Origin of the sequence: Baekduia sp. (assembly GCF_035685985.1) — a bacterium.
GTDB lineage: Bacteria > Actinomycetota > Thermoleophilia > Solirubrobacterales > Solirubrobacteraceae > Baekduia.
Genome location: NZ_DASRZV010000015.1, coordinates 56,595 through 73,844 on the forward strand (window position 1 = coordinate 56,595; position 17,250 = coordinate 73,844).

A 17,250-nucleotide genomic window follows, 5' to 3' on the forward strand; every position below is an offset into this window, starting at 1 on the left:
ATGCCCGAGGACGCCCTGCACCCGACGCGCTCCGTGCGCATCCCGCTCGACGAGGTCGTCGTGCGCGCGTCGCGGTCGTCCGGGCCGGGCGGCCAGCACGCCAACGTCACGTCCTCGCGGATCGAGGCGAGCTTCGACGTCGCCGCCTCCGAGCACCTGACCGACGACCAGAAGCGGCGGGTCATGGCCAAGTCCGGCCCGGTCGTCCGCGCGATCTCCCAGGACGCGCGCTCGCAGATCCGCAACCGCGAGCTGGCGCTGCGCCGCCTGGAGGAGCGCCTGGCCGAGGCGCTGCACGTGCCGCGCCCGCGCCGCGCGACCAAGCCGACCAAGGCCTCCAAGAAGCGCCGTCTGGAGGCCAAGGCGCAGCGGTCGTCGGTCAAGCGCGATCGGCGGCGGCCGACCGGCTCGGACGACTGACGATCGCGCCGTAGGCCGGTGCGTCGGCGACCAGCAGCGGCGTCAGCTCGGCGGCGAGCAGCGCCGGCGCGAACAGGAAGCCCTGGCCCAGGCCGCAGTCGAGATCGGCCAGCGCGCTCAGCTGGTCTGTGGTCTCGATGCCCTCCGCGACCACCGGCAGGTCGAACGCGCGGGCCAGCCGGACGACCGCCTCGACGATCGGGCCGCCGCGGTGGGCGATGTCGGCGACGAACGAGCGGTCGACCTTCAGGCCGCCGATCGGCAGCTCGGCCAGCCGCGCCAGCGACGACCAGCCCGTGCCGAAGTCGTCCAGGACGAGCGCGACGCCGAGGTCGCGCAGCCGCTCCAGCAGCGCCACGCGGTCCACGCCGCGGTCGATCAGCGTGCCCTCGGTGATCTCCAGCGTCAGCGCGCCGGGCGGGGCGTCGCCGAGCGCCGCCTGCACGGTCTCGACGAGCGTCTGGTCCAGCAGCTGGCGCGGCGAGAGGTTGACGTGGACGGGCAGGACCGGGCGGTCGGGGCCGCGCGCGGCCGACCACGCGGCGCCCTGCGCGCAGGCCAGCTCCAGCACGCGGCGGCCGAGCGGCACGATCAGCCCGCTGTCCTCGGCGACGCCGACGAACGCGTCCGGGCCGAGCAGCCCGCGCTCGGGATGCTGCCAGCGCACCAGCGCCTCGACGGCGGCGATCGACCCGTCGCGCAGGTCCACCACCGGCTGGTAGCGCACCACCAGCTCGTCGTCGGCCTCCAGCGCGCGGCGCAGCGCGGTCTCGGTGGCCAGCCGGTCGACGGCCCACGCGCGCATGCCCATGTCGAAGACCTCGATGCGCGAGCGCCCCGCCTCCTTGGCGCGGTACATCGCGGCGTCGGCGTCGCGCAGCAGCGCGTCGGGGTCGAGGATCGCGTCGTGGCCGGTGTCCATCAGCGCGACGCCGATCGACGCGCCGAGCACGTGGTCGTCGCCGCCGGCGCGGAACGGCCGGGCGAACGCCGCGGCCAGGCGGCCGGCGATCGCGCGCGCCATCGCCTCGTCGGCGACGTCCTCGCACAGCACGACGAACTCGTCGCCGCCGAAGCGCCCGACGGTGTCGACCGGGCGCACCGCGGCGCGCAGGCGGTCGGCGACCTGGCAGAGCACGTCGTCGCCGGCGCGGTGGCCGAGGCTGTCGTTGACGAGCTTGAAGTGGTCGAGGTCGAGGAAGAGGAGGGCGACGCGGCCGCGCTCGGGGCCGCGCTCGGGGTCCACGCGCGCGACCGCCTCGGCGAGGCGCTCGAGCACGAGCGCCCGGTTGGGCAGCTCGGTCAGCGGGTCGTGGAGCCCGCGGTGGCGGATCTCCTCCTCGCCGGCGAAGCGGTCCAGCGCGTCGCCGAGGACGTTGGCCATCGACTGCAGGAACGTGACGTCGTCGGGGGTGAACGCGCCGGGCCGCGAGGCGTAGGCGGCGAGCACGGCGTGCGTGCGGCCGTGGCCTCCGACGACGACGCTGACGCCGCTGATCGCGCCGAGGTCGCCGACGAGCGCGGCCTGGACGAAGCGGCGCTCGCGGCGCGCGTCGTCGACGATCACGGGCTCGCGCCGGATCAGCGTGAAGCCCTCCTGGCCGTCGGCCCAGCCCGCCGGGACCGTCGCGTGGCCGACGTAGTTGTCCGGGAACCCGGCGCCCGCCCCGAGCGCGAGCATGCGGCCCTCGTCGACCAGCTCGAACAAGGCCACCAACTCGACCTGAAGGGTTTGACGCACCATCTCGACCGCGCGGTCGGCCAGCGCGCTCGGGTGCTCGGCCTCCAGCGCGCGCTCGCCCAGCGCGGCGACCGCGGCCTGCTGGGCGGCCTTGCGCTCCAGCGCGGCGATCAGCGCGAGGCGCTCGCTGAGGTCCTGGTAGACGGCGACCATGCCCTTCATGCCGCCGTCCTCGTCCTCGACGGCGACCGTGTGGATGTGGCCGTCGAACGGCTCGCCGCCCTTGCGGCGCAGGCGCCACGGCGACGCGTGGCGGCCGTCGGCGACGACCGCGTCGAAGGCCTCGGCGACGCGCTCGGGCGGCTCCGCCGAGAACAGCTCCAGCGGTGAGCGGCCGAGCACCTCGGCCTCCGCGTAGCCGAACATCCGCTCGGCGGCCGGGTTGAACGACGTGATGGCGCCCTCGCCGTCGACCGCGCAGACCGCGGCGTCGACGTGCTCCAGCGTCGTGGCCTGGACGCGCACGCGCTCGTAGAGGCGCGCGTTGTCGAGGACGAGGCCGACGCGCGCGGCGACCTCGCCGAGCAGCGCGAGGTCCTCGCGCCGGAACGCTCGCCGGGGATCCTCGTGCTCGACGGCCAGCACGCCGAGGACGCGGCCGCGGCTGCGCAGCGGCGCGACCATCCGGCCGCCGTCGGCGACCGCGGCGTGGCGCTCGATCGCGTGCTCGGCCAGCGCGCCGTCCAGGCGCGGGACGGAGGGCGCGGACCCGGCGGACCCGGCCGCCTGCTCGCGCGCGTGGGCGTGCGGACCGGGCTTCAGCGTGTCCTGGTCGTGCGGAAGCGTCCACACGCCGGCGCGGTCGCCGAGGACGCGCGTGCACCAGCGGACCGCGACCTCCAGGACCGCGTCCGGGTCGAGGCTCGCCTGCGTCGCCTGCCGGAGGAGGTCGGCGAGCGCGGCGGCGCGGCCCTCGGGCGAGAGGGCGCGTGGGGTGGACGGGACCGGCGGCACGTGCTTCATCGATCGATCGGGGTGCTTACCGGAAGCCTTGAGCAGCAATGCCAGGATCCGGACACCGTTTACCGGTCCGTCCGCTCGGGAACATGACGCCCATGACGTCCGTGACCACGACGACCCGCTCCGCATCCCGAGAGGCCGCGATCCCCGCGCCCCGGACCGACGCCCAGCTGCTCGCCGCGTACGCCGAAACCCGCGACCCGCACTTGCGTGAGGCGCTGGTGGAGCGGTTCCTGCCGCTGGCGCGCTCGATCGCCAAGCGCTACCGCAAGGCCGAGGAGCCCTTCGACGACCTGCTGCAGGTCGCCAGCCTCGGTCTGCTGAAGGCCGTCGATCGCTTCGATCCCGCCCGCGGCATCGCGTTCTCGTCCTTCGCCGTGCCGACGATCGTCGGCGAGCTGCGCCGCCACTTCCGCGACCGCTGCTGGTCGGTCCGCCCGCCGCGCGAGCTGCAGGAGCGCGCGCTGGAGGTCGACAAGTACCGCACCGAGCTGACCTCGCGCCTGGGGCGCTCGCCGTCGGTCCGCGAGATCGGCCAGGCGCTGGAGCTCGCGGACGAGCAGGTGCTGGAGGCGCTGCAGGCCCAGCAGGGGATGCGGGCCGCGTCGCTGGACGCCCCGCGCGGCAACGGCGACGACCAGGACGCGACGCTGGCCGACGCGCACGGCATCCTCGACCCGGAGCTGATGCGGGCCGAGCACCGCGCGACGATCTCGCGGCTGTTCGAGCGCCTCGACGAGCGCGAGCGGCGCGTGCTGCGCCTGCGCTTCCAGGAGGACATGACCCAGGAGCAGATCGGCAAGATCGTGGGCGTGTCGCAGATGCAGGTGTCGCGCATCATCCGCGGGGCGATCGCCAAGCTGTCGGCCGCGCGCGGGGACGTCTGAGCCCGGGCCTGGGGCCGGGCCGTCCGGAAGTGACGAACGAGTCAGTTCCCGTGCGGGCGGATCGGGGATAGGGTCTGCCCATGAGCGGCAACCTCGCCTCGATCCTGACCGATTCGGCCGCCGCGTTCGGCGACCGCCTGGCCATCAAGCTGGATGACGTTGAGTTCAACTACGCGTTGCTCGACCAGGCCGCGGCGCGCGTCGCGGCGATGTTGAAGGCCAAGGGCCTGAAGCCCGGCGATCGCGTCGGGATCATGCTGCCCAACGTCCCGTACTTCCCGGTCGCCTACTACGGCGTGCTGCGCGCCGGTGGGGTCGTCGTCCCGATGAACGTGCTGCTCAAGGCGCGCGAGGTCGGGTTCTACCTGAAGGATCCCGAGGCGAAGATCGTCTTCGCCTGGCACGACTTCCTGGACGCCGCCCAGACCGGCGCCGAGGAGGCGGGCGCCGAGGTCATCGACGTCAAGCCGGGTGAGATCGAGCCGCTGATCTTCGAGCACGAGCCGGACTTCGACGTCGCCGAGGTCGCCGACGACGACACCGCGGTCATCCTGTACACGTCGGGGACGACCGGGCAGCCCAAGGGCGCGGAGCTGACGCACGCCAACCTCAAGCGCAACGCGGAGGAGGCGGCGTCGCTGTTCGACCTGCGGGAGACCGCGGTCGTGCTGGGCGCGCTGCCGTTGTTCCACTCCTTCGGCCAGACGTGCGGGATGAACGCGACGATCTCGCGCGGCGGATGCCTGTCGCTGATCCCGCGCTTCGACCCGGCCAAGGCGCTGGAGATCATCGCGCGCGACAAGGTCCAGGTCTTCGAGGGCGTGCCGACGATGTACGGCGCGATGCTGCACCTGCCCGACCGCGAGCAGTACGACACGTCGTCGCTGGAGCTGTGCGCGAGCGGCGGCGCCGCGCTGCCGGTCGAGTTGTTGAAGGGCTTCGACGAGGCGTTCGGGTGCAAGGTGCTCGAGGGCTACGGGCTGAGCGAGACGTCGCCGGTGGCGTCGTTCAACCACCCCGACAAGGAGCGCAAGCCGGGGTCGATCGGCACGCCGATCAACGGCGTCGAGATGAAGGTCGTCGACGAGGACGGCAACGAGGTCCCGGTGGGCGACGTCGGCGAGATCGTCATCAAGGGCCACAACGTCATGAAGGGCTACTGGAAGCGGCCCGACGCGACCGAGGAGGTCATGCGCGGCGGGTGGTTCCACAGCGGCGACATGGCCAAGATGGACGAGGACGGCTACTTCTTCATCGTCGATCGCAAGAAGGACATGATCATCCGCGGGGGCTACAACGTGTACCCGCGCGAGATCGAGGAGGTCCTGTACGAGCACCCGGCCGTGCGCGAGGCCGCCGTCGTGGCCGTGCCGCACGACGACCTCGGCGAGGAGGTCGGCGCCGCCGTCGTGCTCAAGGACGGCGAGAGCGTGAGCGCCGAGGACCTCCAGGCCTACGTGAAGGAGAACGTCGCGGCCTACAAGTACCCGCGCGCGATCTGGTTCGTCGACGAGCTGCCCAAGGGCCCGACGGGCAAGATCCTCAAGCGCGAGATCGAGGTGCCGGCCAAGGCCGATCAGGCCTAGGCCGGGCCCCTCGCGCGCCTAGCACACGCTCGGTCAAGCGCTGAGCTTCACGGTCCATTCACTGACGGACGTTGTCGTTCCTGGTACGTTGCGCCCGACCGGCCGGGGATGAGATCCGGCGAAGCAGTGTTTGGAGGAACTCGCTGACATGGCCAGCGGAACCGTGAAGTGGTTCAGTGACGACAAGGGCTTCGGCTTCATCACGCCCGACGAGGGCGGCAAGGACCTGTTCGTCCATCACACCGCCATCGTCGCCGATGGCTACCGCTCCCTCCCCGAGGGCGCGCGCGTGACCTACGAGGAAGAGGCCGGGGACAAGGGCCCCAAGGCCGTCAACGTCCAGCGCTCGTAGGTCTCACCCACATCATCCCGCTCACCGCTAGGTGAGCAGGATGACGAGGATGATGATGATCAACAGGGTGCCGAGTCCGATGTACATGGACTCGGTGTACCCCTGTGCCCGGACCGCCACGCGAGGTTTCGGTCCGGAAAGATGAGTGGCGTCGGCTAGTGCTCGGCGACCGGCGCGCCCGCCGGCTCGACCGGCAGTCCCTGCGCGTTCCAGTCGAGCAGGCCGCCCGTCAGGTTGTAGGCCTCGATGCCGGCCGCGCGGAACGCCTGAGCGGCCATGGAGGAGCGGCCGCCGGAGCGGCACTGGAAGACCACCGGCTTGTCGGTGGGGATCTCCCCGGCGCGGGCCTGAAGCTCGCCGAGCGGGATGTGCTTGACGTCGCCCGGGATGCGCGAGACGTCCCACTCGGACTGCTCGCGCACGTCGACGAGCTGGACCTCGCCCGCCTCGAACTTCGCGCGCGCGTCGGCGGGGCTGATCTCGATGTCGTTCTCGTTGTCGGCCATCGAGCTGGAGTCTACGTCGTGATTCGTTGATCCAGGACGACGGAAAGGGGCGGGACGGCATCCCCAGGGTGCCGCCCCGCCCGGTCCCCCCGTCACTGGGTCTTGGACTACGCCGAAGGCTCGAGCACGAACCGCCCGGCCAGGCGGTGCAGCTCATCGGCGCTGCGCGTCAGCTCCTGGGCGGACGCGACGATCTGCTTGGTGGAGGCCACGGTCTGGGCGCTGGAGGCCGCGACCTGCTGGGCGGCGGCGCTGGACTGCTCGGCGACGCTCGCGACCTCGCCGACGTCGGCGTCGACCTTCTGCGAGCTCGCGGCGATCGCGCCGATCGACGCGGCGATCTCCGCCACGCGCCCGGAGGTCACCTCGACCGCCTCGCCGATCTCGGCGAACGACGCCCGCGCGGCCTCGACGGTCGCGACGCCGTCCTCGGTGCGCGCCGCGCCGTCCTCGACGACGGTCAGCGCGCGGCCGGTCTCGGTCTGGATCTCGGCGATCAGCCCGGCGATCTGCGACGCGGCCTGCTGCGACTCGTCGGCCAGCTTGCGGACCTCCTCGGCGACGACCGCGAAGCCGCGGCCCTGCTCGCCGGCGCGGGCGGCCTCGATCGCCGCGTTCAGCGCCAGCAGGTTGGTCTGCTCGGCGATCCCGCCGATCGTGTCGACCATCGAGCCGATCCGCGACGAGCGCTCGCCGAGCGAGCGGATCGTCGACGTCACCTCGGCCGACGCGCCGCTGACGGCGAGCATCGCCTCCGACGCGGCGCCGACGGCGGCCGCGCCCTCGTGGGCCAGCTCGCGGGCGCGCCCCGCCTGGCCGGCGGCCTCGGCGGCGCCGGACGCGGAGTCCTGCGTGGCGTGCGCCACGCCGCTGCTCAGCCCGCGCACCTCGACGACCGCGGCGACCTGGCGCTCGGCGCCCGACGCGACGTCGCCCACGGCGCGGGCGATCTCGTCGACCGCGCGGCCGGCCTCGTCGGCGTCGACGACGACGCGGCCCGACACCGACGCGACCGTCTCGGCCGCCTCGGTCAGGTCGGTCACCATGCCGCGCAGGCCGGTGGTCATCGCGGCCAGCGAGCGGCGCAGCGCGTCGCGCTCGGAGCGCGGCCGCAGCTCACCGGACAGGTCGCCCTCGGCGATCCGGCCCGCGTGGGCGGCGATCTCGCGCAGCTCGTCGAGCATCCGCGCGACGGCGCCGGCGCTGCGGCCGACCTCGTCGTAGTCGTGGACCCGCAGGTCGACCCGCGGGTCGAGGTCGCCGTCGGCGATCGAGTTCGCCGCGTGCGAGATCTCGCTCAGGCGCTTCTTGATCTCCAGCTGCGACCACAACGCCATCGCGGCGACGCTCAGCAGGAAGAAGATGGTGCCGCCGAGGAACCACAGCTTGGCGGCGTGGATTCCGTCGGACGGATGCTGCGGGTCGATGCCGGAGATCTTCCCCAGCACGATCGTGATCTCCGCGCCCGTGAACACGAGCAGCGCGACGACGGCCAGCACGAGACGCGTCCGCGTGGACGCCAGACGGCTGACCTGATGGGTCCCCTCCACCTCGGTCATGCTCAGCTGGTCGGCCAGCGGGCACGACTCTTGAGCGGTGGGGGACGGGTGTCTAGCCCCAGAACAGGTTGAACAGCCCGAACTGCCGCTCGGGACGCCACGCGACGGGCTTGCCGAGCCGCATCCGCAGCGCGTCGTTCAGGCGCACGAAGCGCCACGCGTGCAGCGCGTCGGTCGCCGCGAGGTTGCCGTCGGGCACGATCAGCGTGCCGGCGGCCGGGCCCGACGTGGCGGCGGCCATCAGCGCGACGCCGACCTCCGGCGCGTCGGCGGCGATCGCCGTTCCCGCGCCCCACGGCGAGGCGATCGCGTAGCCCGCCAGCCCGTGCACGCCGCCGGGCGCGCCGACGCCCGCCAGCGGGTGGATCGCGTCGAGCACCGCGTCGCGGCGCTCGCCGGTGGCGCCGAAGTCGAGGCCGCGGATCTTGCCGCGGTCGATGTCGGCCAGCCGCTGGAGGTCCAGCGGCGGAGCGGCGCCGGCGACGCCGCGCCAGGCGACCGCGCGCTCCTCGGCGACGAAGCCGAGGCGCTCGTAGACCGGGCGCCCGGCCTCGGTCGCGTAGAGCAGGACGGACTGGGAGCCGCGGGCCCGCAGCCAGCGGACCGCGGCCTCGGTCAGCGCGGTGCCCAGGCCCGCGCGGCGCGCCTCGGGGGCGACCCCGACCGCGCCGATCCAGCCGGTCATCGCGAACGCGGCCGTGCAGGCGACGCCGACGACGCTGTGGCCCGGGCCCTCGGCGACGAGGATCGCCGCGTCGGGCGAGCGGCGGGGGTATTCGATCAGCCGCGCGACCTGCGAGCCGAACCCGGCGCGACGCAGGACGTCCACCGCGAGGGGCACCTCGCGGTCCATGGCCGGTCGGATGGCCGAGGCGAGCCGCACCGGCCGGAATCTACCCAGCGCGGCTCAGTAACGCGGTGGCGGGTCCGTGTACTGGTCGCGGCGTACGACGGTCTCCGAGCGGCGCGGCGCGAGCATCAGGAACAGCGAGATGACCAGGCCGACGATGCCGACGATCATGAGGATGAGGCCGACGGTCGACAGGTTCACGCCGCTGAGCGAGTCGGTGACCGCGTATTTGAGGATCGCGCCCACGGCGATCAGGAAGAGGGACGTTCCAAGGCCCATGAGGCTCGGTGTACCCCCGATCAATACGCTTCAACGCGCTATGAGCACGACCGTGAGCGACGTCTACGACATCCCGCAGGAGCTGAAGGACTTCCGCGACCTCGTCCGGCAGGTCGCCGTCGAGCGCGTGGGCCCGCGCGCCGCGGAGATCGACGCCAAGGACGAGTACCCGTGGGACCTGCGCAAGCTGCTGGCCGAGAACGACATCCTCGCGCTCCCGTACGCCGAGGAGCACGGCGGGACCGGCACCGGCACGCTGATGCTCCAGATGGCGGTCGAGGAGCTGGCCAAGCAGTCGGCCGCGGTCGCGCTGATCCTGATGGTCCAGGAGCTGGGGTCGCTGCCGATCGCGCTGTTCGGCTCCGACGAGCTGAAGGCGCGCTTCCTGCCGAGGTGCGCCACGGGCGAGTTCTCGCCGGCGTTCTGCCTGAGCGAGAGCGAGTCGGGCTCCGACGCCGCCGGGATGCGCACGACCGCGCGCCTGGACGGCGACGAGTGGGTCATCAACGGCACGAAGTCGTGGATCACCAACGCCGGGATCGCGGACTTCTACGTCGTGTTCGCGGTGACCGACCGCGAGAACCGGCGCGTGACGGCGTTCGTCGTGGAGAAGGACCGCGAGGGCCTCAGCGTGCCGAAGTACGAGCACAAGCTGGGGATCCACGGGTCGCCGACGGGCCAGCCGGTCTTCGAGGACGTGCGCGTGCCGCCGGAGAACGTGATCGGCGAGGTGGGGCGGGGGATGAGCGTCGCGCTCGGCACGCTGGAGCGGACGCGGCTGGGCGCGGCGGCGCAGGCGGTCGGCATCGCGCAGGGCGCGGTCGACTACGCGGTCCAGTACGCCAAGGAGCGCACGGCGTTCGGCAAGCCGATCCTCGAGCTGCAGGGCCTGCAGTTCAAGCTGGCCGACATGCAGACCCGCACGGCCGCGGCGCGCGAGCTGCTCTACAAGGCCTGCGCGAAGATGGACCGCGGCGAGAGCGACAAGGCGATGTACTCGTCGATGGCCAAGCTGTTCGCCAGCGACACCGCGATGTACGTGACGGTCGAGGCGGTCCAGGTGCTCGGCGGCTACGGGTACGTGACCGAGTACCCGGTCGAGCGCATGATGCGCGACGCGAAGATCACCCAGATCTACGAGGGCACCAACGAGGTCCAGCGCGTGGTGATCGCGCGCCAGCTGGCCAGGTAGTCGTTCGGTGAAGCGGGAGCGGGCGCAGTAGGCTGATCTGCCAGAGACGCCATGAGCCTGCGCCGCACCCTCTTCGCCGCATTGATCGCCACGAGCATCGGGCTGACGGCGGTCGTGCTGTTGGAAGGCCGGTTCTCCACGATCCGGGTGTTCCGGATCGTCGAGGGCCTCGGGATCGTCGTGGTCGCCGCCTCGGCGCTGCTCGGCGCCATGGCCGTCGTCGGCGTGAAGCTCGCCGGCTGGTCGGAGCCCGAGTCCGAGGCCGACTTCGACCGCGTCGTCCTGCGCGCCGAGCGCCTGGCCCGCGACGGCACCGCCGCCGAGCCGACCGAGGACGAGTTCATGCAGCTCGACCCCTACGACGACCGCGACTTCGAGGAGCTCGTCCGCGACGCGATGGACGACCTCCCGGACCTCCTGCGCGCCGCGCTGGACCGCAACGTCGCCGTCGTGATCTCCGACCAGGGCCGGCGCCACGGCGCCTACGGCCTCTACAACGGCGACGGCGCCACCCGGGACGACTACCCGGACAAGATCATCATCTTCCGCGACACGCTGCGCCGCGACTTCGGGCACGACGCGGACCTGCTGCGCCACCAGGTCACGGTGACGGTGCGCCACGAGCTGGCGCACCACATCGGGTTCGACGAGTTGGGCGTGCGGGACCTCGGCCTGTGATCTGAGGGGCGCCTCGCCGCCGCTCGCGGCGTCATCGCACCGGACAGGTGCTTGCGCACGATGTCCGGCGCTCTTCCTGGCGAGCGACGACGATCGATCCGCGCCTCGGATCGCCGGTCGTCGTCGGTACTTGACAACTGTTCTGAACACCGGAACACTTCCGGGTCATGCCGGTCGAGCGCTCGAACGTCCCCGAGCAGGTGTTTCGTCAGCTGGTCGCGGCCGTCCTGGAGGGGCGGTATGAGGCGGGGGAGCGGTTGCCGCCGCAGCGGGCGTTGGCGCAGGATCTCGGCGTCAACATGGCGTCGTTGCGGGAGGGCATCAAGCGGCTGGAGCAGCTGCGGCTCGTCGAGGTGCGTCACGGCGACGCGATGCGCGTCACGGACTGGAAGACGACCGCGGGCCTGGACGTGCTGGCCCACGCGGTCGCCGACGATCCGGCGCTGACCGGGCCGCTGTTCGAGGCGCGCAGGCTGCTGCTGCGCGAGGCGGCGCGGCTGGCGGCGCAGCGGCGGACCGACGGGCACGTCAAGGCGCTCGACTCGCTCGCCGACGGCGTCGCCAACGCGCCCGACGACGCGGCGGCGCAGATGGCCGACCTGATGTTCATGGCGACGATCATCGACGCGTCCGACAACCTCATCTTCTCGTTGATCCTCAACTCGATCCGCGAGCTGTACCTGTCGCAGCTGGATCGCTTCGCGCCGTTGGTCGCCGACCGCGACGAGCTGATCCCGCTGTACCGGCGCGCCGCGAAGGCGATCGCCGACGGCAGCGCGGCCCGCGCCGCCACCGCGATCGAGCGCCTCGCCGCCGAGCAGGAGGCGCGGATGGTCGGGACGCCATGACCGGCGCGGCCGTCCTCTCGCCGCGCGAGGCTCGCGTCTTCGCGTGCCTGGCCGACACGCTGCTGGCCCCGGCGCCGCCGCTGCCGCCGATCGCCGACACGGACGCCGTCGCCGCCTTCGACGCGTGGCTGGCGACCGCGCCGCGCCTGAACCGGCTCGGCGCGCGCGCCGTCCTGCTGGCGCTCGGCGCGCTGCGCTGGTGCCGCCGTCCGCCGCGCGAGCGGCTCGCGTCGCTGGAGCGCGTCGCGCGCGCCGGCGCCGCCGGGCGCGGCGTGATCGAGGCCCTGCGCGCGGCGGCCGCCGTCTCCTACTACGGCGACCCGCGCGTCTCCGAGCTGTTGGGGTACACGCCGCGATGACGCTGCTGGCCGAGCCGCGCGCTCCCGCCGGCGGCGTCGTCGACGGCCGCCGCGTCACCGGCGAGCGCCACGTGCGCGCCGACGTCTGCGTCGTCGGCTCCGGCGCCGGCGGCGCGCCGGTCGCGCGGCTGCTGGCGGAGGCCGGCGCGCGCGTGGTCGTCGTCGAGGACGGCGAGGCGTTCGCGACGACGCGGCTCACCGCCCGCCCGCGCGACATGACCGCGCTGCTGTACCGCGACGGCGGCCAGTTCGCCACGCTCGGCACCCCGCCGATCATGCTCCCGACCGGTCGGGCGCTCGGCGGCACGACGCTCGTCAACTCCGGGACCTGCTTCCGCGCGCCCGACGCCCTGCGGCAGCGCTGGCGCGACGAGCTGGACCTCGAAGACCTCGACCCGTACTACGAGCGCGTCGAGCACGTCCTGGGCGTCGCCCGCGTCCCGGCCGAGCTGGCCGGCGCCAACGCCCGCATCGCCCGGCGCGGGGCGGAGGCCCTCGGCTGGTCGGGCCGCTTCCTCGACCGCAACGCGCGCGGCTGCGTCGGCTCCGGCGTCTGCGCCTTCGGCTGCCCGACCGGCGCCAAGCGGCACGCGGGCGAGGCCTACATGAACGCCGCGCACGCCGCCGGCGCGACCACCTACGCGTGCGCGCGGGCGACCCGCGTCGCGATCCGGCGCGGCCGCGCCACCGGCGTCGAGGCCCGCACGCGCGGCGGCGGTCGCCTCACGGTCACCGCCGGCGCCGTCGTCCTGGCCGCCGGAACGCTCCACACGCCGCTGCTGCTCGCCGCGTCGCACGTCGCCAACCCGCACCTCGGCCGCCACCTGACGATCCACCCGGCCACCGCGGCCTGGGCGATCATGGACGAGGTCGTCGACATGGCGCGCGGCGTCCCGCAGTCCTACGGGATCGACGAGTTCGCCGGCGAGGGCCTGATGCTCGAGGGGATCGCCGGACCGCCGGACTACCTGGCGATGGCGGTGCCGTTCAGCGGCCCGGCGCATCGCGAGCTGATGTTGAGCTACCGCCACGTGGCGCAGTTCGGCCTGATGCTGAAGGAGACGTCGCGCGGGCACGTGGCGACCGGGGCGCTGGCGCGTCGCGGGCGCCCGGTCGTCCGCTACGACCTGAACGAGGCCGACGCCGCGACGATCCGTCGGGGCGTCGAGCGCCTCGCCCAGCTGCTCTTCGCCGCCGGCGCCCGGCGCGTGATCCTGCCCGTGGCGACCGTGCCCGAGCTGCGCGACGGCGACCTCACGCCGCTGCGGGAGGCCTCGGTGGAGCCACGTGACCTCAAGTTGATGGCCTTCCATCCGCTCGGCACGGCGCGCATGGCGCGGACGGCGCGCGACGGCGTCGTCGATCCGCACGGCGCGGTCCACGGCGTCCAGGGCCTGCACGTCGCCGACGGCGCGGCCGTCCCCGGCCCGCTGGGTGTCAACCCGCAGCTGACGATCTTCGCCCTCGCCACCCGCCTGGCCGACCGCCTCATCGCGAAAGGACCGACATGTCGTTCTTGATCGACCCGCCCTGGTTGTACGCCAACGGCCGGCTGCTGGCCGCGCGCGTCGAGCCGCCCCGGCGCGACCGGCTCGCCGCCGCCACGCTCGGCGTCTTCGTGGTCACCAGCGTCTCGCTCTACCTCGACGCCCGGTGGACCATGCCGATCTGGCGCCTGTGCCGCGCGCGGTCCGGCCGGGACTGGATGCTCAACTCGGGCGTCCTCAGGCTCGACCCCGAGCAGGCCGGAACGCCCACCCACCTGTTGTCCGGAGCCCTCTTCGCCACCTATCCTCTCTGGCTGTGGCTGGGTCTGCGACACGGTCGGGGCTGACCGCCCGCTTTCCGTCCTTCGGCGCCGACGGCGGCTATGAGTCGTTCTACGTCCGCGCGGTCGACCCCGAGCGGCCGCGCTCGGTGTGGCTGCGCCACACCGTCCTGCAGGCGCCCGGCGGCCCGCCGATCGGCTCGTCCTGGCTGACGATCTTCGACGCCGACCAGCCGGAGGTGGCGGCCTACAAGGCCTCCGAGTCGGACCCGTCGACCGACGGCTGGATGCGCGTGGGCGACAGCGTCTTCGGCCCCTCCGGCGTCCACGGCGCGGCGGGCCCGGCGGAGTGGGACCTGGACTGGCACGGCTCGGAGCCGGTCCTGCGCCACCTGCCCAAGTCCTTCATGTACGTGGCGCCGCTGCCCAAGACCAAGCTCGAGTCGCCGCATCCGGCGGTCGCGGTCTCCGGCCGCGTGACGCTCGGCGAGCGCACGGTCACGCTCGACGGGTGGCCGGGCATGGTGGGGCACAACTGGGGCGCCCAGCACGCCGAGCGCTGGATCTGGCTGCACGGCACGCTGTTCGAGGACCGCCCGGACGACTGGCTCGACCTCGCGCTGGGCCGCGTCCGCGTCGGCCCGGTGCTGACGCCGTGGGTCGCCAACGGCGTGATCTCGATCCGGGGCGAGCGGCTGCGCGTCGGCGGGACCGCGATCCCGCACGTCCACGAGCAGCCGTCCGCGCTGGACCTGCGGGTCGGCGGGCCGGACGCCGACGTGCGGCTCACCGTCCACGGCAACCGCGCGCAGACCGCGGTCTGGCGCTACGCGGACCCCGACGGCCACGAGCACCACGTCGCCAACTGCTCGATCGCCGAGCTGGAGGCGGTCGTCATCCCGCACGGCCGGACGTCGCAGGTCCTGCGCACCGCGCACGGGGCGACGTACGAGCTGGGCGCACGGGAGGCACCGGCGGGCCTGCCGGTGCTGCCGTTCTCCGATCCGTGAGCGACGCCGACGACTCGTCCGTCGCTAAGTGTGCTCGCCGGCTTCCGCATCCGGCGAGCACCGCCTCGTCGCGCTGGTGGATCGCGGCAAGGCCGCGGCCGCACCAAGTGCCCGGCCCGAGGTTGCGAGGCCTCGGCCCGGTGGTCCTAGATGCTCTTGGGCGACACGATCGTCCAAGGCTTTCCATCGATGTTCTGACTGTAAGGACACCGTAAGTCCGACGTCAAGGGCAGATTCTGCCATCGGATCGCTGTTAGGAGCGCTGAACGGCGCTAAGCGTTACGGCGTGGTACCGCTTTCGGCACGAAGCCATGCCAGCACGGCAAGAACGCGGAGGTTGCCGCCCGCCGCGGTGTGCACCCCGAGCTTCCCGAAGATGTTCGTGACGTGCTTCTCGACCGCGCCGTCGGTCACGACGAGCTTCTGCGCGATCGCGGCGTTCGAGAGGCCCTGCGCCATCAGCTCCAGCACCTCGCGCTCGCGCGGCGTCAGCTCCTGCAGCGGGTCGTCGGCGCGCCGTCTTGCCAGCAACTGGCTCACCACTTCCTGGTCGATCGCCGTTCCGCCCGCCGCGACGCGGTCGACCTGGGCGACGAAGTCCGACGGGTCGGCGACGCGGTCCTTGAGCAGGTAGCCGACCGCGCCGGTGCCGTCGGCCAGCAGCTCGGCGGCGTAGGACTCCTCGACGTACTGCGACAGCACGAGCACCGGCGTGCCCGGCACGCGCGCGCGGGCCTCCAGCGCCGCGCGCAGGCCCTCGTCGCGCTGGGACGGCGGCAGGCGCACGTCGACGATCGCGATGTCGGGGCGGTGCTCCTCGATCGCCTCCACCAGCGACGGGCCGTCGCCGACTGCCGCGACGACCTCGTGGCCGTGGGCGTGCAGCAGGCGCACGAGCCCGTCGCGCAGCAGCACCAGGTCCTCGGCGATCACGATCCGCACGGCAGCTCCGCTCGCAGCAGCGTGCCCTTGCCGGCCGGCGAGGCGACCAGCAGCTTGCCGTCGAGCGCCTCGACGCGCCCGCGCAGCCCGAGGATCCCGGTCCCGCGCGCGGCGTCCAGGCCACCGACCCCATCATCATGCACCTTGACCACCAACATGCCTTGGTCGATCCTCCCGCTGATCTCGCAGCGCGTGGCGCCGCTGTGCTTGGCGACGTTCGCCAGCGCCTCGGCGATCGTGAAGTAGGCGGCCGACTCGATCGCCGCCGGCATCCGGTCGGGCACGTCGAGCGAGACCGTGCACGGGACCGGGCAGCGCGCGGCGAGCGCGCTGACCGCCGCGTCGAGGCCGCGGTCGGTGAGGATCGCGGGGTGGATGCCGCGCGCGAGGTCGCGCAGCTCGACCAGCGCGGTCTTGGCGTCCTCGTGCGCGTTGGCCAGCGCGGCGGCCGCCGCCTCCGGGTCGCGCTCGATCTGCTCGCGCGCCATGCCGATCTCCATCGCCAGCGCGACCAGCCGCGCCTGCGCCCCGTCGTGCAGGTCGCGCTCGATGCGGCGCAGCTCGATCGCGGCCGCGTCCACGGCGCCCGCCCGGGACACCTGCAGCTCGGCGATCCGCTCCTGCTCGTTGCCCTCCAGCAGGACCTCGATCAGCTTCGCCTGGCCCCACGCGCTGCCGCGCAGGCCCCAGGCGCCGAGGATCGCCAGCGGCGGGCCGGTGATCGCGGCGAAGACGATCATCCACCACACCGAGTGCATCGTCGCGACGCCCAGCTCGACGCCGTCGGGCAGCGCCCAGCCCCAGAGCGGCAGGGTCAGGAAGCCGAGGCCGATCGACCACGCGGTCACCCCGGCGACGAAGCACGCGGTGCCGACGCCGAAGGACAGCGCCAGCCACACCAGCTCGCGCCACGTCATCGGGTCGGTGAGCGCGCCGCGCAGCCGGGCGAGGAACCCGTCGCCGGCCCACGTGCGATGGGAGCGCTCGACCGGCACGCCGGCCAGCCCGCCGCGCAGCCGCTCCAGGTCGCACCACCAGCGCGTGATCCAGACGTCCCCGTAGAGCTTGGGGATGCCGATCAAGGTGATGATCAAGCAGAGCGACAGCACGGGCCCGACGAAGACCCACGTCAGCCCGAAGATCCCGGACGCCAGCCCGAGCGAGACGTAGGCGAGGTCCTTCCACGGGGTGGCGGTGAGGGGCAGCTTGGCGATCCGGGACAACACTGTGGTCCAGCATGACCGGCGCGGCGGCGTCGCGCCATGAGGACGACTGCCGAGCGCGAGCGGGGGAAATCCGCAGCGTCCGGGCGC

Annotated in this window: 18 protein-coding genes; 11 read left to right on the plus strand and 7 right to left on the minus strand. The window is 73.3% G+C overall.

Features of this window, described 5'->3' with window-relative positions; all coding sequences use genetic code 11:
* Positions 1 to 420, plus strand: a complete 420-nt coding sequence (gene arfB / locus VFG42_RS07215; protein WP_324906781.1) for an alternative ribosome rescue aminoacyl-tRNA hydrolase ArfB — start codon at positions 1 to 3, stop codon at positions 418 to 420.
* Here the strand turns inward: arfB and VFG42_RS07220 are convergent.
* A complete protein-coding gene (locus VFG42_RS07220) occupies positions 380 to 3,124 on the minus strand; it encodes an EAL domain-containing protein (protein WP_324906783.1) in 2,745 nt (914 codons plus the stop codon). The genes arfB and VFG42_RS07220 overlap by 41 nt on opposite strands.
* A gap of 92 nt (positions 3,125 to 3,216) precedes the next feature.
* Between VFG42_RS07220 and VFG42_RS07225 the strand changes: the two genes are divergently transcribed.
* The 3 genes from VFG42_RS07225 (at position 3,217) to VFG42_RS07235 (ending at position 5,946) form a co-directional block, all read left to right on the plus strand.
* Positions 3,217 to 4,008, plus strand: a complete 792-nt coding sequence (locus tag VFG42_RS07225) for a SigB/SigF/SigG family RNA polymerase sigma factor (RefSeq protein WP_324906785.1) — start codon at positions 3,217 to 3,219, stop codon at positions 4,006 to 4,008.
* A gap of 80 nt (positions 4,009 to 4,088) precedes the next feature.
* Positions 4,089 to 5,594 carry a long-chain fatty acid--CoA ligase gene (locus tag VFG42_RS07230; protein WP_324906786.1) on the plus strand — a complete coding sequence of 502 codons (1,506 nt, stop codon included), beginning with the start codon at positions 4,089 to 4,091 and terminating at the stop codon, positions 5,592 to 5,594.
* A 148-nt stretch (positions 5,595 to 5,742) separates the two neighbouring features.
* A complete protein-coding gene (locus VFG42_RS07235) occupies positions 5,743 to 5,946 on the plus strand; it encodes a cold-shock protein (RefSeq protein WP_324906788.1) in 204 nt (67 codons plus the stop codon).
* Positions 5,947 to 6,101: 155 nt separating this feature from the next.
* On the opposite strand, the gene VFG42_RS07240 is transcribed toward VFG42_RS07235, so the two are convergent.
* The 4 genes from VFG42_RS07240 to VFG42_RS07255 all read right to left on the minus strand — a co-directional run bounded on the left by VFG42_RS07240 (position 6,102) and on the right by VFG42_RS07255 (position 9,140).
* The gene (locus VFG42_RS07240; protein WP_324906789.1) at positions 6,102 to 6,452 is read right to left on the minus strand and encodes a rhodanese-like domain-containing protein; all 351 of its coding nucleotides are present in this window, start codon (positions 6,450 to 6,452) and stop codon (positions 6,102 to 6,104) included.
* 107 nt (positions 6,453 to 6,559) lie between these two features.
* The gene (locus tag VFG42_RS07245) at positions 6,560 to 8,011 is read right to left on the minus strand and encodes a methyl-accepting chemotaxis protein (protein ID WP_324906791.1); all 1,452 of its coding nucleotides are present in this window, start codon (positions 8,009 to 8,011) and stop codon (positions 6,560 to 6,562) included.
* Between the two features lie 52 nt (positions 8,012 to 8,063).
* Positions 8,064 to 8,852 carry a GNAT family N-acetyltransferase gene (locus tag VFG42_RS07250; RefSeq protein ID WP_324906792.1) on the minus strand — a complete coding sequence of 263 codons (789 nt, stop codon included), beginning with the start codon at positions 8,850 to 8,852 and terminating at the stop codon, positions 8,064 to 8,066.
* 66 nt (positions 8,853 to 8,918) lie between these two features.
* Positions 8,919 to 9,140: a DUF6458 family protein gene (locus tag VFG42_RS07255; protein ID WP_324906793.1), complete on the minus strand. Its 222-nt coding sequence runs from the start codon at positions 9,138 to 9,140 to the stop codon at positions 8,919 to 8,921.
* A gap of 40 nt (positions 9,141 to 9,180) precedes the next feature.
* Here VFG42_RS07255 and VFG42_RS07260 point away from each other — a divergent pair, with 40 nt between their 5' ends.
* The 7 genes from VFG42_RS07260 to VFG42_RS07290 all read left to right on the plus strand — a co-directional run bounded on the left by VFG42_RS07260 (position 9,181) and on the right by VFG42_RS07290 (position 14,995).
* Positions 9,181 to 10,332: an acyl-CoA dehydrogenase family protein gene (locus tag VFG42_RS07260; protein ID WP_324906794.1), complete on the plus strand. Its 1,152-nt coding sequence runs from the start codon at positions 9,181 to 9,183 to the stop codon at positions 10,330 to 10,332.
* Between the two features lie 51 nt (positions 10,333 to 10,383).
* Entirely contained in the window at positions 10,384 to 11,010 is a 627-nt protein-coding gene (locus VFG42_RS07265; RefSeq protein ID WP_324906796.1) for a metallopeptidase family protein, read from the plus strand.
* A gap of 167 nt (positions 11,011 to 11,177) precedes the next feature.
* Positions 11,178 to 11,858, plus strand: coding sequence for a FadR/GntR family transcriptional regulator (locus tag VFG42_RS07270; RefSeq protein WP_324906798.1), 681 nt, complete (start codon positions 11,178 to 11,180; stop codon positions 11,856 to 11,858).
* Positions 11,855 to 12,217: a hypothetical protein gene (locus tag VFG42_RS07275; protein WP_324906800.1), complete on the plus strand. Its 363-nt coding sequence runs from the start codon at positions 11,855 to 11,857 to the stop codon at positions 12,215 to 12,217. The genes VFG42_RS07270 and VFG42_RS07275 overlap by 4 nt, the downstream gene beginning before the upstream one ends.
* On the plus strand, positions 12,214 to 13,737 hold the full coding sequence (locus VFG42_RS07280; RefSeq protein ID WP_324906802.1) for a GMC family oxidoreductase: 1,524 nt from the start codon (positions 12,214 to 12,216) through the stop codon (positions 13,735 to 13,737). The genes VFG42_RS07275 and VFG42_RS07280 overlap by 4 nt, the downstream gene beginning before the upstream one ends.
* Positions 13,725 to 14,051, plus strand: coding sequence for a hypothetical protein (locus VFG42_RS07285; RefSeq protein ID WP_324906804.1), 327 nt, complete (start codon positions 13,725 to 13,727; stop codon positions 14,049 to 14,051). Before VFG42_RS07280 ends, VFG42_RS07285 begins: the two co-directional genes overlap by 13 nt.
* Positions 14,021 to 14,995, plus strand: a complete 975-nt coding sequence (locus VFG42_RS07290) for a hypothetical protein (protein ID WP_324906806.1) — start codon at positions 14,021 to 14,023, stop codon at positions 14,993 to 14,995. The genes VFG42_RS07285 and VFG42_RS07290 overlap by 31 nt, the downstream gene beginning before the upstream one ends.
* Positions 14,996 to 15,274: 279 nt before the next feature.
* On the opposite strand, the gene VFG42_RS07295 is transcribed toward VFG42_RS07290, so the two are convergent.
* Entirely contained in the window at positions 15,275 to 15,937 is a 663-nt protein-coding gene (locus VFG42_RS07295; RefSeq protein WP_324906808.1) for a response regulator transcription factor, read from the minus strand.
* Complete coding sequence (locus VFG42_RS07300) at positions 15,925 to 17,163, minus strand: sensor histidine kinase (protein ID WP_324906810.1); 1,239 nt, start codon at positions 17,161 to 17,163, stop codon at positions 15,925 to 15,927. The genes VFG42_RS07295 and VFG42_RS07300 overlap by 13 nt, the downstream gene beginning before the upstream one ends.
* Positions 17,164 to 17,250: the final 87 nt, after the last annotated feature.

Bases quoted from the DNA above. Each gene is read 5' to 3' on its own strand.
- VFG42_RS07255 (WP_324906793.1), bottom strand. From the start codon at position 9,140: ATGGGCCTTGGAACGTCCCTCTTCCTGATCGCCGTGGGCGCGATCCTC.
- VFG42_RS07220 (WP_324906783.1), bottom strand. From the start codon at position 3,124: ATGAAGCACGTGCCGCCGGTCCCGTCCACCCCACGCGCCCTCTCGCCC.
- VFG42_RS07270 (WP_324906798.1), top strand. From the start codon at position 11,178: ATGCCGGTCGAGCGCTCGAACGTCCCCGAGCAGGTGTTTCGTCAGCTG.
- VFG42_RS07240 (WP_324906789.1), bottom strand. From the start codon at position 6,452: ATGGCCGACAACGAGAACGACATCGAGATCAGCCCCGCCGACGCGCGC.
- VFG42_RS07275 (WP_324906800.1), top strand. From the start codon at position 11,855: ATGACCGGCGCGGCCGTCCTCTCGCCGCGCGAGGCTCGCGTCTTCGCG.
- VFG42_RS07280 (WP_324906802.1), top strand. From the start codon at position 12,214: ATGACGCTGCTGGCCGAGCCGCGCGCTCCCGCCGGCGGCGTCGTCGAC.
- arfB (WP_324906781.1), top strand. From the start codon at position 1: ATGCCCGAGGACGCCCTGCACCCGACGCGCTCCGTGCGCATCCCGCTC.
- VFG42_RS07285 (WP_324906804.1), top strand. From the start codon at position 13,725: ATGTCGTTCTTGATCGACCCGCCCTGGTTGTACGCCAACGGCCGGCTG.
- VFG42_RS07230 (WP_324906786.1), top strand. From the start codon at position 4,089: ATGAGCGGCAACCTCGCCTCGATCCTGACCGATTCGGCCGCCGCGTTC.
- VFG42_RS07265 (WP_324906796.1), top strand. From the start codon at position 10,384: ATGAGCCTGCGCCGCACCCTCTTCGCCGCATTGATCGCCACGAGCATC.
- VFG42_RS07235 (WP_324906788.1), top strand. From the start codon at position 5,743: ATGGCCAGCGGAACCGTGAAGTGGTTCAGTGACGACAAGGGCTTCGGC.
- VFG42_RS07245 (WP_324906791.1), bottom strand. From the start codon at position 8,011: ATGACCGAGGTGGAGGGGACCCATCAGGTCAGCCGTCTGGCGTCCACG.
- VFG42_RS07225 (WP_324906785.1), top strand. From the start codon at position 3,217: ATGACGTCCGTGACCACGACGACCCGCTCCGCATCCCGAGAGGCCGCG.
- VFG42_RS07260 (WP_324906794.1), top strand. From the start codon at position 9,181: ATGAGCACGACCGTGAGCGACGTCTACGACATCCCGCAGGAGCTGAAG.